Below are 14,180 nucleotides of genomic sequence, written 5' to 3'. Positions count from 1 at the left end.
CAAGCTGAAGACGACGCACATTCCTGCCTGCGACATCGACGTGCTTATCGCGACCAGCCCCGTGGCACAAGGGCTGGCGCGTCGTTATTCAAATCGGCCATGTCGCCCATGGATACGGTTCGCGGCGTCTTCGGACGCACACTCCACGGCAAAAGAACTAGCTGTTTTATCTGAAGCAGCCTTGCGGCACCACAACAACGATTAGCCACCTTTTGCCGGCCGCATACGGCCCCGAGGAATACACGATGGACGTCACCGCAACCCTGAGCCTGGGCGATCCACTTGAACCTGCACGCAAGGCTACCGCCGAGATGTTGCAGACCCGCGAGCGCACCTACTCGCTGCCCCAGCCTTTCTACACCGACGAGCGTCTGTTCCAGATCGACATGCAGGAGATCTTCCATAAAGAATGGTTGATCGCCGGCATGACCTGCGAGATCCCGGCCAAGGGCAACTACATCACCCTGCAGATCGGCAAGAACCCGATCATTGTGGTGCGCGGTGCCGAAGGCAAGGTGCATGCCTTCCACAACGTCTGCCGCCACCGCGGTTCGCGCCTGTGCGTCAGCGAGAAAGGCAAGGTGGCCAAACTGGTGTGCCCATATCACCAGTGGACTTACGAGCTGGACGGCCGCCTGCTGTTCGCGGGCACCGAGATGGGTGCTGACTTCGATATGAACCAGTACGGCCTCAAGCCCGTGAACGTGAAGGTGGCCGGCGGCTACATCTTCATCAGCCTGGCGGAAAACCCGCCTGCCATCGACGAGTTCCTGGCCACGCTGGACCATTACATGGAACCGTACGACATGGAGAACACCAAGGTGGCGGTGCAAACCACCTTGATGGAAAAGGCCAACTGGAAACTGGTGCTGGAAAACAACCGCGAGTGCTACCACTGCAACGGTTCGCACCCGGAACTGCTGCAAACCCTGCTGGAGTGGGACGACACCAACGACCCGCGCGCCAGCCAGGAATTCAAGGACCATGTGGCCGCCTCCGCCGCTGCCTGGGAAGCCGAGAAGATCCCGTACCTGCACAAGAGCCACGGCCTGCGTAACCGCATCGTGCGTATGCCGCTGCTCAAGGGCACCGTGTCGATGACCATGGACGGCAAGCAGGCCTGCCAGAAGCTGATGGGTCGCATCAAGAACCCGGACCTTGGCTCGATGCGCATCCTGCACCTGCCGCACTCGTGGAACCACTGCATGGGCGACCACATGATCGTGTTCACCGTGTGGCCGATCAGCGCCCAGGAGACCATGGTCACCACCAAGTGGCTGGTGCACAAGGATGCCGTCGAAGGTGTGGACTACAACCCCGAGAACATGCGCAAGGTATGGGACGCCACCAACGACCAGGACCGCCGTCTGGCCGAAGAGAACCAGCGCGGGATCAACTCCACGGCGTACCAGCCTGGCCCGTATTCGAAGACTTACGAGTTTGGTGTGGTGAACTTCATTGACTGGTACAGCGGGCGGCTACTGAACAACCTGGGAGCAGAGCCTGCGCCGTATCTGAAGGAAGTGCAGGCGCAGTAACCCGTACCACCCACTGGCACGGCAAATTGCCGTGCCAGTTGGTTTATGGTCGCCTTATGTCCCGATTCGGAGACGGAGGCGGCGCACTGGGTTCAGTACCCCAGCGACGCCACGCATCCGCAGCTGCTCGACCTGCCGAAGCGATCCTGGCCCCTAGTGCCATGCCTCTGCCCCACACGTACGAAGCCCCTTCGACAACCATGCGCACACCGGTGACTTCATAGAATGTCTCCCAGGCTACCCTTACCCCCGACACTCCGGGCTGTCCTACCCCCCTCCACACAGCCTGTGCCGCCTCGGCGTTGGAGAACAAGCCACCGCTGATGTTCCCAATTGCGTTGCCCAGCCCCAGGCGACGGCCGTGACTGGTCAGTACATTACCAATCCACCCTTGTTCGACTCCGCTCATTGCGGTGCCTGCAACCCCCATTACTCCTGTGTAGAAAAGGCTAGTATTACCAATCCGGGATCTTAGGCTCGGCGCGGTATATTCCGGACCGGAATGCGGTCTTTGCAAGTCGGCGACCACGTTTCTGGCCGTTCGCGCGATAGCCCCGCCCAGCGTCACCGAACTTGAAAACATGCTTATGCCACTGATCGCCGGGCTAATCACGTCGACCTGGGGGCGGGCGGACCGGATGGCCGGGACGGCGCCACTGGGGTCGACCCGGTTGATCGGGTCGCCACCGCAGTAGGCATAGGCATTCAGCCCACCCTCCGAGAAAGGGCTGAGTGAGTCGGCAGAGTGAAAGCGCATCAGCACAGGGTTGTAGGTTCGCCGGCCATTGCCCAGGTGATAGCAACCCGTCAGGCGATCGACCATCTGCCCGGCGAAGGCAATATTTCTTGCACCAGCATAGGCCCCGTATGCTGAATACGACCTTGGAATCCCGCCCATGTGGGTAGGGATAACGGGTTGCAGCATGCCATGCATGATGAACGCTCAGCCGATAGTGATCGCTCATTCTACTCGCCTGAAACAGGACTGCTAACTGATAGAAATGATAGGTTCTTGGTACTTATTCACAGGTTTTGACTCAGGTGATCCTGAATTTTTACCTGCCCTCAGGGTTCAAGCGTGTGTGAGCCCCGATTGGCTGTTTTCTGATCAAAGCACTCGAAGACAGGAACGGCGGGGCCTACAGCCGGTATCAAACAGATTATCCACAGACCGGCTCACAGAGATTGTGGGAAAATCCTGGCAAAAAGCAGCATGCCCGCATCAGGCGATGCCAAGGGAAGCTGATCATTTTATGATCTAAACCGTGTAAGCGCCGTTATATAAGGCTTCCAGCCATGCACCAACAATTTATCCACACCTTGGCGAACAGATTCCGTGGGCAAAACGGAGCGTACCTGACATTCGGCCAGTTTGCTGGAATCCAGGCATGTGAGGGGGGAAGTGAATAACTTATACACAGGGGACTGGGCTATGAATTGTGTCGCAGGGGCCGCAGCGGGCCCCAGGATCTCGAGTCTGGCTCAGGATTGTCAGGGCTGCTAAGCGGCCCATCGCGTCACACAGGCCGCTCCCACGGGACTCAGCGCAATACGCCCTCTTCCACCAGCAGCTTGAGGATCGCCTCAGCGCCTTCCTGCGGCGAAACGTCCTTCAGCACCTTGCCACCACCGCCACTGGCCTTGGCCGTCGCGGCCTTCATGCGGTCGGCGCCGCTCTTGGCCTTGATCACCTTCAAACGCTTGGGCCTTGGACGGGCCGGTTGCAGCTCGGCTTCAGCCAACAGCTCATCTTCGACAATGGCCACGTTACGCGCCGCCAATACCCCCCGGCGCGCAGGCCCAAAAGCGCTCTGGCGCGGCTTGGGCGCAGCGTTATCCACAGTCGCCAGCAATGGCAGACGTACCTTCAGCCGACGCCGCTGACCACGCGGCAGGGCCTGCAATACCTGCGCGGTGCCGTTGTCGATCGACTCCACCTCAGCCAGCCCGACAATCAGCGGCCAGCCGAGCTTTTCGGCCAGCAGGAACGGCAACATGCCCGATCCCTCGCCAGTCTCGGCCTGGCTGCCGGTCAGCACCAGTTGGGCCCCGGCGTCGCGCAGATAATCGCCCAGCACGCCCAGCACATCGGCCCCGGCCGGTTGCTCCAGCACGTCGAGGTGGTCCAGGCCCATGCCCAGGTAAGCGCGCAAGGCCTCTTCCTGTGGATCGCCCGCATGCACCACCTGCAAGTTATCCCCAGCCAGCTGCAAACCCAACTCCACGGCACGGGCATCCTGCTCGGCGCGGCGGGCGCGGCCAGAGCTGGGGTGGGCACCAATGGAAACCAGGCTGATCACTTTCGTACTCATGCTCGTGCCCTTATGCCGCGTCGCGCTGGCCGCCGCTGCGGTAGTTGTCCACAGCCTCGATCAGCGCCTTGAGAATCGCCGAGCTGTCGCCAATCACCGACAGGTCAGCCCGTTTGATCATGTCGCAGCCCGGATCCATGTTGATCGCCACCACCTTGTCGCAGGCACCGATACCCTGCAGGTGCTGGATCGCACCCGAGATACCCACAGCCACGTAGACACGCGCGGTAACCCAGGTGCCGGTAGCCCCCACCTGGCGGTTGCGCGGCATGAAGCCGTCGTCCACCGCCACCCGCGAGGCACCTTCGGTAGCGCCGAGGGCTGCGGTGGCCTTGTGGTACAGGTCCCAGTCCTTGACACCGTTGCCGCCCGAGACGATGAACTCCGCTTCGGCCATGGCAATGGTGGCCGGGTCGACGGCCACCGAGCCAAGGTCTTCGATGCGCGGCAGGCTGCGTGCCACGCTTGTGGACAACTCCACCGGCAGCGCTTCGTGACGGGTTTCGCTGACCGGTTCGGCGCACTCGGCCGCCGCCAGGATCAGGCGCGGCACAGTGCGTTGCAGGTCTTGCTGGCCGGCACCGGCGCGGCCGATGCACTGGCCGTCCTTGACCTGCCATACCCGCGTTGCCGGGCGCTCGCCCAGCGCGGCGCCCAGGCGCCGACCCAGTTCGCCGCCACCGGTGCGGCTGTCAGGCAGCAGCCAGTGGCGCGGCGCGAACTGGTTATCCACAGCCCGCAGGCCTTGCACCAGTTGCTCCGGTGCATAACCTTCAAAGGCCTCGCCTTCGATAACCAGCAGGCGATCGACACCGGCTGTGGAAAAGTTGCTTTCCTTGTGCTCGTTGAACACCACGGCCAGCACCGCCCCGTCGCTGCCGGCCAGGCTGTGGGCCAGGCCAAGCAGGTCGCGGTCGTGGCTGCTCAGGCGGCCGCCGACCATGTCCGGCACGACGGCAATGTAGAACGCCGGCGCCGCCACCTGGTGCAGTGGCAACTTGACCTCGGCTGCTGCCGTGCGCCGCCCGCCCGCGCCGGTGCCCTGCTGGGCGCCGCTGCGGTCGATGCGCTTGATGCCGGCCGGGCCGACAAAGCCTGCGGCAATCGCATGTGGGTTCTTGCGGATGATGCCGTTGGGCCCCATCCAGCTGGTCTGTTGCGTCTGCATCGCGGCATGCAGCGGGTGCAGACGGTTACGGGCGATCCACTCGGCGCGTGGATCGCGGCGGATAATGTCGCTCATCAGTGCACCTCCGCAGGTTCACGTTTAGCCGTTTGCGGCTTTGGGACAGTGGATGCGTCCTCCTCGATCAGCACGTCGGCCACCAGTTCGGCCAAGTCCTTGATCTGTGGGCGCGGCTCGACCACGCCTTCAAGCATGGCGGTGCACTGCGGGCAACCCACGGCTACCAGCTCGGCCTCGGTCTCACGGATGTCGTCCATGCGCATATCGGGAATACGCTGCTTGCCAGGGATGTCAGTGATCGGCGCACCGCCACCACCACCGCAGCAACGGGAACGGAAGCCCGAGCGCTGCATCTCGCGCACCTCGATACCCAGCGCCTTGAGCACTTCGCGCGGGGCTTCGTACTCGCCGTTGTAGCGGCCCAGGTAGCACGGATCGTGGTAGGTGACGCTGCCGCCCTTGTGCTGGCCCAGGTTCAGCTTCTTGGCCGCGATCAGTTCGGCGATGTAGGTGCTGTGGTGCTGCACCTGGTAGTCACCGCCCAGGGCGCCGTATTCGTTCTTCAGCACATGGAAGCTGTGCGGATCGCAGGTGACGATACGCTGGAACTTGTACTTGGCCAGGGTCTGGATGTTGCGCTTGGCCAGTTGCTGGAAGGTTGCCTCATCGCCCAGGCGGCGCGCCACGTCGCCGCTGTCGCGCTCTTCCAGGCCGAGTACGGCGAAGTCCACGCCCGAGGCTTTCAATACTTTGACAAACGAACGCAAAGTGCGCTGGTTACGCATGTCGAAGGCACCATCACCGACCCAGAACAACACTTCGGTCGCTTTCACTTCAGACAGCAGCTGCAGGTTAAGGTCGGCAGCCCAGTTCATGCGCCCGCCGGGGGCGAAGCCGCCGGGGTTGTCGGTGGCGATCAGGTTGTCCAGCACCTCGGCGCCCTTGTTCGGGGTGGCGCCCTTTTCCAGGGTGAGGTGGCGGCGCATGTCGACGATGGCATCGACGTGCTCGATCATCATCGGGCACTCCTCGACGCAGGCACGGCAGGTGGTGCAGGACCACAGCGTCTCGGCGTCGACCAGGCCATTGACGATCGGCTGGTGTGGATTGCCGCCGTGTTCGCCGATTGGTTTGCCAGGGTATGGGCTACCGGCGAATTGCGCGTCAGTGCCACCGGCAAGGCCGATGACCATGTCCTGGATGAGTTTTTTCGGGTTCAACGGCTGGCCAGCGGCAAAGGCCGGGCACATGGCTTCACATTTACCGCACTGCACGCAGGCATCGAAGCCCAGCAGCTGGTTCCAGGTGAAGTCCACCGGCTTTTCCACGCCAAGGGGCGCGTTCGGGTCTTCCAGGTCCAGCGGCTTGAGGCCGGTGGAGCGGCCGCCGCCGAAGCGTTCGGCACGGCGGTGCCAGGCCAGGTGCAAGGCACCGGCGAAGGCGTGCTTCATCGGGCCGCCCCAGGTCATGCCAAAGAACAGCTCCGACACACCCCACAACACGCCCAGGCCCAGAACGGCGACCATCACCCAACCACCGGTGTTGGCCGGCAGGATTCCGGCGACCGGCAGGGTGGCAATGAAGAAGCTCACGGCGAACGCCAGCAAACTCTTCGGCAGGCGCATCCACGGGCCCTTGGACAGGCGAGAGGGCGGGTTGAGGCGGCGTTTGAAGACAAAGATGGCACCGGTGAACATGATCACCGTGGCGATCAGCAGTGCGTAGCCGAGGATCTTGCTCTGCAGGCCAAAACCATGCACCAGAATGGCCAGGACAGCAGACAGCACAAAGCCGCCCGCAGTGGCCACGTGGGTCTTGGACATGTATTTGTCGCGCTCAACCACGTGGTGCAGGTCCACCAAGTAGCGGCGCGGCATGGCCAGCAGGCCGCCGATCAGGTTGACCTTGGACGGCCGGCCACGGCGCCACATGCGCACCCGGCGCAAGGCACCGAGCACTGCCAGGCCAAGGGCAGCGAACAGCAGGATGGGTAGAAGGGTGTTCAACATGGGAGGCTCCCACAAACAGCTGGATTCTTGCGCCGACCAGAGGGCGAGACTGGCCCCATGTAAGAGCGGGTTCACCCGCGAATGCGTCCGGTCAGGCAACAGTGTTGTCAGTGCTGACGCATTCGCGGGTAAACCCGCTCCTACAGGGATCGCGCCCGATGGCGGCGACTGTTAACGATCAGAAGTCCTTGCACAGGCGCAAGGCGTCGTAGATCGCCGCATGCACGTTGCGCTGGGCCACGCAGTCGCCGATGCGGTACAGCAGGTAGCCTTCGCCCGGCTGGCTGAGGATCGGCTGTGGCTTGATGGCGAACAGCGCCTCCACGTCGATCTGGCCCTTGTTGCGCGAACCTTCCTTGAGCGCGTAGTACAGCTCTTCGTCAGGACGCACGCCGTTTTCAACCACGACTTGATCGACCACGCGCTCTTCCTTGGCGCCGGTGTATTCGTTCTCCAGTACCGCCACCAGCTTGTCGCCTTCGCGGTAGACCTTTTCCAGCATCATGTCGCCGGTCATAATCACTTCTTTGGGGTACATGCTGCGGTAGTAGGTGGGGAAGGTGGTACCACCCATGGCCACACCTGGCTTGATGTCGTCGGTGACGATCTCGACCTGGCTACCCTTGTCGGCGATGAAGTCGGCGACCGACATACCGGTGAATTCGCAGATGGTGTCGTACACCAGCACGTTCTTGCCCGGCGCTACCTTGCCATCGAGCACATCCCAGCTGCTGACCACCAGCCCTTCAGCGGCGCCCCAGTGCTCGTTCTGCTCCAGGAACGAGTGTCCACCTACGGCCAGCACGATGACGTCCGGGCGCAGGTCCTGGATGGCGGCCACATCAGCGGCAGTGCCCAGGCGCAAGTCGACTTTCAGGCGAGCCAGCTCAAGCTGGTACCAGCGTGTGATACCGGCAATCTGGTCACGCTGCGGGGCCTTGGCGGCAATGGTGATCTGCCCGCCAATCTGGTCCCTCTTCTCGAACAGGGTCACGTCGTGGCCGCGTTCAGCAGCCACGCGGGCCGCTTCCATGCCGGCAGGGCCTGCGCCAACCACCACCACCTTGCGCTTGACGCCGGTGGTCTTCTCGATGATGTGCGGCACACCCATGTACTCACGGGAGGTCGCGGCGTTCTGGATGCACAGCACATCCAGGCCCTGGTACTGGCGGTCGATGCAGTAGTTGGCACCGACGCACTGCTTGATCTGGTCGATCTGGCCCATCTTGATCTTGGCGATCAGGTGCGGGTCGGCCATGTGCGCACGGGTCATGCCGACCATGTCCACGTAGCCGCCTTCAAGGATGCGCGTGGCCTGGTTCGGGTCTTTGATGTTCTGCGCGTGCAGCACCGGGACCTTGACCACTTCCTTGATACCGGCCGCCAGGTGCAGGAACGGCTCCGGCGGGTAGCTCATGTTGGGGATGACGTTGGCCAGGGTGTTGTGGGTATCGCAACCCGAGCCGACCACGCCGATGAAGTCGAGCATGCCAGTGGCGTCGTAGTAGGCAGCGATCTGCTTCATGTCCTCGTGGCTGAGGCCATCAGGGTGGAACTCGTCACCGCAGATACGCATGCCCACGCAGAAGTCGTCACCCACTTCGGCGCGCACGGCTTTCAGTACTTCCAGGCCGAATTTCATGCGGCCTTCAAAGGTGCCGCCCCATTCGTCGGTACGCTTGTTGACCCGCGGGCTCCAGAACTGGTCGATCATGTGCTGGTGCACCGCCGACAATTCCACGCCGTCCAGGCCACCCTCTTTGGCGCGACGCGCAGCCTGCGCGTAGTTGCCGATTACCCGCCAGATCTCTTCCACCTCGATGGTTTTGCAGGTGGCGCGGTGTACAGGTTCGCGAATGCCCGATGGCGACATCAGCGTCGGCCAGTTGAAGCCGTCCCAACGCGAGCGACGGCCCATGTGGGTAATCTGGATCATGATCTTGGCGCCATGCTTGTGCATGGCGTCGGCAAGGTTCTGGAAGTGCGGGATGATGCGGTCGGTCGACAGGTTGACCGATGCCCACCATTCCTGCGGGCTGTCGATGGCCACCACCGACGAGCCGCCACAGATGGCCAGGCCGATGCCGCCCTTGGCCTTCTCTTCGTAGTACTTCACATAGCGGTCGGTAGTCATGCCGCCGTCAGTGGCGTAGACCTCGGCATGCGCGGTGCTGAGCACACGGTTGCGGATGGTCAGTTTGCCGATCTGGATCGGCTGGAACATTGCTTCGAATGCCATGACGCTATCTCCGGCTTACAACGGCTTTGTAACGAACAGGCCATCTTCGTGGCCTTCTTCCGACCCGCCATAGACCTGCTCGGCCACGGTGCGGATCTTGCTGCCGCGGGCAGCGAGAATCTGGTCCATCGCGCCAGCGAACCAGCCGGTGAACATGTAGTCGACCTTGCGGCCGCACTTGCCATAGACGTACACGAACGCAGAGTGCTTGAGCTTGACGCTGCAGGTACCTTTATCCAGGTCGATATCCTGGATCTCGAACAGGCCCCAGCCACGCTGGCTCAGGCGCTTCATGTAGTGCTCGAACACCGCCACGCCTTCCAGGCCATGGCACTCGGCCTCTTTTTCACACCAGTGCCAGGCAGACTTGTAGCCAGCCTTGTAGAGGATCTCGGCATAGGCGTCGGCGCCCAGCACTTCCTCGATGCCCATATGGTTATTGACGAAGAAATGCCGAGGCACATACAGCATCGGCAAGGCGTCGCTGGTCCAGACACCGGTCTCGCTGTCGACTTCGATTGGCAATTGCGGGGCGATTTTGGCCATGGAAACTCAACTCCATAAAATTTTTTGTGGGTGCCCCGGCGTTGCTGGCAGGGGCTATCAGGCTTGGAGAGCGGCTTACTCGCCCCAGACATCCTTGAGGACGTTTACCCAGTTCTCGCCCATGATCTTGCGCACCACGCGCTCGGAATGGCCGCGTTTGAGCAAGGTCTCGGTGAGGTTGGGGAATTCGCCGACGGTGCGAATGCCCAGCGGGTTGATGATCTTGCCGAAGTTGGTCAGACGGCGGGCGTAGCCCTTGTCATGGGTCAGGTATTCGAAGAAGTCCTGGCCGTGACCCTGGGTGAAGTCGGTACCGATACCGATGGCGTCTTCACCGACGATATTCATGGTGTACTCGATGGCCTCGGCGTAGTCATCGATGGTCGAGTCAATGCCTTTGGCCAGGAACGGCGCGAACATGGTGACGCCGACGAAACCGCCGTGATCGGCGATGAACTTCAGCTCTTCGTCCGACTTGTTGCGCGGGTGCTCTTTCAGGCCCGAGGGCAGGCAGTGCGAGTAGCACACCGGCTTTTTCGATTCGAGGATGACTTCTTCGGAAGTCTTGGAGCCGACGTGGGACAGGTCGCACATGATGCCGACACGGTTCATCTCGGCAACGATCTCGCGACCGAAGCCGGACAGCCCGCCGTCACGCTCGTAGCAGCCGGTGCCCACCAGGTTCTGGGTGTTGTAGCACATCTGCACGATGCCCACGCCCAGCTGCTTGAACACGTCCACATAAGCAATCTGGTCCTCGAACGCATGGGCGTTCTGGAAGCCGAAGAGGATGCCGGTCTTGCCCAGCTCCTTGGCCTTGCGGATGTCGGCGGTGGTGCGCACCGGCATCACCAGGTCGCTGTTGTCGCGGATCAGCTTCTGGCTGGACGCGATGTTGTCGACGGTAGCCTTGAACCCTTCCCAGACCGACACCGTGCAGTTGGCCGCAGTGAGACCGCCTTTGCGCATGTCTTCGAACAGCTCGCGGTTCCATTTGGCGATGATCAGGCCATCGATGACGATGCTGTCGGCGTGTAGTTCGGCTGGGCTCATCAGGCTGTCCCCTTTTATAGAGTTGGGTCGCGCCAAACCTTCTGCCGGCGCTTTGAGGCCAGCATATGCCTGTGCCCCGAGGCGCCCCGGTGCAAAAACGACAGGGGGTTTGCCGAAAGCGTCAATGCGCGACAAGAGCGCGTCTGGCGCGTGTTCCGGGGATGAGAGACAGTCTCGATAACGACATTCGCGGCCGGTACATGAACATTTGGTCAGGGAGCTACCACCTGACCTCTGGCTGAGCGAGAATCCCTGCGATTCGACAGCCTGTTGAGGAGAAAACGGATGAAATCAATGGCATGGCTGGTGCTGCTGGCCATCGTGAGCGGGGCCCAGGCCGGTGAGGAAGAAAGCACACCTTGCGACAATGTGGAGACCGACCAGCAAACCTTCGCCTGTGCAGCATTCAACAAGCAGGTCGCCGAGCGTGAGCTGCAGTCGGCCTATGACGACCTGATCGAGCGCATGCGTGATCAGTTTGGCGACGAGGCAGGCCTGATGTCGCGAATAGAGGCAGCCGAGAAAGTCTGGAGCCAACTGCGCGATGCAGACTGCAAGGTCGAAACCCATGCTGAACAACCCGGCAGCAACGCCTACCAGATCGCCTGGAACAGCTGCATTGCACAGCGCAGCGATGAGCGGGCGGAGTATTTGCGCAGCCTGGGCTCGCAAAACAGTGACGAGCCGGCACCCGAAGATTGATCAGCACGCGCGAGTGAAGGATCAACTCCAGAGGAACAACATGCCGCTGATGCCCCCTGCGTAATTGCTCGATAGTGCCCTCAGACCACGTGCTCACCATGTGTGTCTTGGAACTCACAACTATCAAGGAATTACAAAGTGGCTGACATCAAAGTTGAAATGGAAAAAATCCGCAAAGAGGGTCAAGAGCGCGTAGCCGCTACCGGCCAGACCATCTGCATCTTCGCTGACAATGTGCCTGCCAACATTGCAGAAGACATCCTGGCCGGCATGCGCTTGATGACCGAACTGGCCAACAAGAAGTTCGACAAGGAAACCCAGCAGCGCGAGTGGTACAACTTCTACAACGATGGCCTGATCAAGTTTGGCTGGACCATGACGGGCGCAGCACATGCCGAAGATGCCATTGATGAGGACAACCTGACCCTGGCAGAGCTGATCACCAAGTCCGTCACCATCAGCGTCTCCGCGGACCCTCGTCGCGCCGCCTGCGCCCGGCGTGTTCTGCAAATTGTCGTGCAGAAACCGGAAGTCAAGGCGCACCTGGAAAAGCACAGCCATAGCGAAACCGGCAAATCGAGCAACTTCGTGGTCGCCCAGTGCGAAATGACGCCACAAGGCCTGCCTGCGATGCACATGACCAGCTTCCAGGCCAGCTACGACTCGAAAGTCGAGCGTGAAGGCGCCCTGACCCGCAAGGTGGACAAAACCTCTACCCGCGTCTATCGCGCTTCGCAACAAGGCACGTTCAGCGTTCGTCACTTCGACGCTGCGCGTGACCTTGTGAATGAGAAGATCAAAGGCGACCTCGGCGCGTTTCTCGCTATCTGATTAGCGAGGCCGGGTACCAGAGCGCGCTGGTACCCGGTTCTGGTCATCTGCATCCATCGAGGAGCAATGCCACATGGACGATACGAGCCTGGACACCCGAATATTCGAGGAGCGGCTAAGCATCAAGCCTGCGCCCTGGCTGACACTCGATACATGGGAAGATTTGCAGCTATGCCTGCGTTATTCGCAAGCAGTAGCCAATGAAAAATACTCGATGGAAACCCAGCCTCAGCAATGGTTCACTGTCGCTATCGCCACCTTGCAATCATTGAAATTCACCCTGCTCGAACATACACATAAAACCATTGTGTATGAGCCGCACTTGCTTGCATTAAGCGATGTGTACAGTGGCTTTCTACCCCCACCGCGCGAAAAAGGGCCTTGGTTCAAGAGCCTCGACGAAAATGTTCAAGCCGCTCTGCAGTCGGCAGGTACGCGTACCTTCACCGTCATGAACGCCTCTTCACATCTCAGTATCGAAATGGACCATGAAGGGGACCAGGTCCCGGTTGCGATCCTGTTCTATGCCTACTGCATTACCGACCCGATCGAGCCCACCAGAAAGTTGAACCTGATATTCGATCACCTGGGTGCACGCTTCAATGCAGCGGGTTTCGCCCCGCTTCGCAAGGATCTGCAAGCAAGGAATCGCGAAAAGCTAAGGGCCATTCTCGAGCGTGAACTGGATTGAAGCTCACTTTGTACCGCTGGGCCGTCGCTCTTCCCGCGGGCACCGTCCAAACCTCAGCTTGTAGCGCCGCGTGAAATAGGATGGCAGTTCAAACCCGCACGCAAGGCTGACTTCAGTCACCGACATGTCGGTCTGGGCCAACAGCTGGCGCGCCTTGTCCAGCCGTAACCCGAGATAGAAACCGCTCGGTGTTGCATCCAGGTGCATGCGAAACAAACGCTCCAGTTGACGCCTTGTCACCTTGATCGCGGCAGCCAGTTCCAGCGTACTCAGCGGTGGCTCGATGTGTTTTTCCATTTCGCCAATGGCATGGACCAGCTTCTTGTTACTGATGCCATAACGTGCACCGATCTGCATGCGCTGGTGGTCCTGGCGCTGACGGATACGACCCAGCACGAACTGCTCGGACACCTTGACCGCCAGTTCGCTGCCGTGAGACTGGGCAATCAGGTGCAGCATCAAATCGATCGAGGCCGTTCCGCCGGCACAGGTGATGCGGCTGCGGTCAATCTCGAACAGCTCCTGGGTGGCTTGAAGGCCTGGATAGCGTTCCTTGAATGCCTCAAGCGCCTCCCAATGCAATGTCGCCCGGTAGCCCTCGAGCAGCCCTGCCTCGGCCAGCACCATCGCGCCCGTATCGATGCCACCGAGCATGACAGCTTCGTGGTTGAGCCGGCGCAACGCATGCAGCAGTTTGGGTGCGACATTGGCCAGTGGTTCGAAGCCCGCGACCACCAGCAGGATGTTGGCCGGCTCGCCCTCCCCCAAGGCGGCATCGGCATTGATCGACATGCCATTGCTCGCCAGCACCGCCTCACCGTCCAGGCTAAGCACCTGCCACCGGTACAACTGCCCCCCAAAACGATTGGCCACCCGCAGTGGCTCCACCGCCGAAATGAACCCCATGGCAGAAAAGCCGGGCACCAACAGAAAGGCAATCGTCTCCATCATCCCCTCCTCCACAGAAACTGGTCGCCCCGGTGCTAATTCCTGTCGCTAGCGTGCGCTTGGGCAAGGTACCGCCAGCGTAGCGTATTCACACGGTCCGCAGAGGCCGCCCTCAATAACAATAT

Annotated in this window: 12 protein-coding genes; 4 read left to right on the top strand and 8 right to left on the bottom strand. The window is 61.1% G+C overall.

Annotated features, from left to right (window positions below):
• Positions 1–245: 245 nt before the first annotated feature.
• A complete protein-coding gene (gene gbcA / locus PRJ_RS01480; RefSeq protein WP_014589386.1) occupies positions 246–1,538 on the top strand; it encodes a glycine-betaine demethylase subunit GbcA in 1,293 nt (430 codons plus the stop codon).
• A 43-nt stretch (positions 1,539–1,581) separates the two neighbouring features.
• Here gbcA and PRJ_RS01475 read toward each other — a convergent pair whose 3' ends face one another.
• From PRJ_RS01475 to PRJ_RS01445, 7 genes are all read right to left on the bottom strand, one after another.
• The gene (locus PRJ_RS01475; protein WP_256597965.1) at positions 1,582–2,436 is read right to left on the bottom strand and encodes an RHS repeat-associated core domain-containing protein; all 855 of its coding nucleotides are present in this window, start codon (positions 2,434–2,436) and stop codon (positions 1,582–1,584) included.
• Between the two features lie 643 nt (positions 2,437–3,079).
• The gene (locus tag PRJ_RS01470; RefSeq protein WP_003255694.1) at positions 3,080–3,850 is read right to left on the bottom strand and encodes an electron transfer flavoprotein subunit beta; all 771 of its coding nucleotides are present in this window, start codon (positions 3,848–3,850) and stop codon (positions 3,080–3,082) included.
• A 10-nt stretch (positions 3,851–3,860) separates the two neighbouring features.
• Positions 3,861–5,093 (bottom strand): electron transfer flavoprotein subunit alpha/FixB family protein, encoded by a 1,233-nt coding sequence (locus PRJ_RS01465; RefSeq protein ID WP_104960626.1) that lies wholly within the window; start codon positions 5,091–5,093, stop codon positions 3,861–3,863.
• Positions 5,093–7,045: a dimethylglycine demethylation protein DgcB gene (gene dgcB / locus PRJ_RS01460; protein ID WP_104960625.1), complete on the bottom strand. Its 1,953-nt coding sequence runs from the start codon at positions 7,043–7,045 to the stop codon at positions 5,093–5,095. Before dgcB ends, PRJ_RS01465 begins: the two co-directional genes overlap by 1 nt.
• A 178-nt stretch (positions 7,046–7,223) precedes the next feature.
• Complete coding sequence (dgcA, locus tag PRJ_RS01455) at positions 7,224–9,284, bottom strand: dimethylglycine demethylation protein DgcA (RefSeq protein WP_003255697.1); 2,061 nt, start codon at positions 9,282–9,284, stop codon at positions 7,224–7,226.
• Between the two features lie 15 nt (positions 9,285–9,299).
• Positions 9,300–9,830: a DUF5943 domain-containing protein gene (locus tag PRJ_RS01450; RefSeq protein ID WP_003255698.1), complete on the bottom strand. Its 531-nt coding sequence runs from the start codon at positions 9,828–9,830 to the stop codon at positions 9,300–9,302.
• A gap of 75 nt (positions 9,831–9,905) precedes the next feature.
• Positions 9,906–10,883: a dipeptidase gene (locus tag PRJ_RS01445; protein ID WP_003255700.1), complete on the bottom strand. Its 978-nt coding sequence runs from the start codon at positions 10,881–10,883 to the stop codon at positions 9,906–9,908.
• A 285-nt stretch (positions 10,884–11,168) separates the two neighbouring features.
• Here PRJ_RS01445 and PRJ_RS01440 point away from each other — a divergent pair, with 285 nt between their 5' ends.
• From PRJ_RS01440 to PRJ_RS01430, 3 genes are all read left to right on the top strand, one after another.
• A complete protein-coding gene (locus PRJ_RS01440) occupies positions 11,169–11,585 on the top strand; it encodes a lysozyme inhibitor LprI family protein (RefSeq protein ID WP_104960624.1) in 417 nt (138 codons plus the stop codon).
• Between the two features lie 138 nt (positions 11,586–11,723).
• Positions 11,724–12,416, top strand: a complete 693-nt coding sequence (locus tag PRJ_RS01435; RefSeq protein ID WP_020193117.1) for a hypothetical protein — start codon at positions 11,724–11,726, stop codon at positions 12,414–12,416.
• A 73-nt stretch (positions 12,417–12,489) separates the two neighbouring features.
• Positions 12,490–13,107 (top strand): hypothetical protein, encoded by a 618-nt coding sequence (locus PRJ_RS01430; RefSeq protein ID WP_104960623.1) that lies wholly within the window; start codon positions 12,490–12,492, stop codon positions 13,105–13,107.
• Between the two features lie 3 nt (positions 13,108–13,110).
• Here the strand turns inward: PRJ_RS01430 and PRJ_RS01425 are convergent, their stop codons facing one another.
• Positions 13,111–14,058, bottom strand: coding sequence for a GlxA family transcriptional regulator (locus PRJ_RS01425; RefSeq protein ID WP_011953245.1), 948 nt, complete (start codon positions 14,056–14,058; stop codon positions 13,111–13,113).
• Positions 14,059–14,180: the final 122 nt, after the last annotated feature.

The sequence above is a fragment of the Pseudomonas sp. XWY-1 genome, from assembly GCF_002953115.1.
Lineage (GTDB): Bacteria > Pseudomonadota > Gammaproteobacteria > Pseudomonadales > Pseudomonadaceae > Aquipseudomonas > Aquipseudomonas alloputida.
Note: the sequence above shows the minus strand (reverse complement) of the source record. Positions and strands in the feature narration are given on the sequence as shown.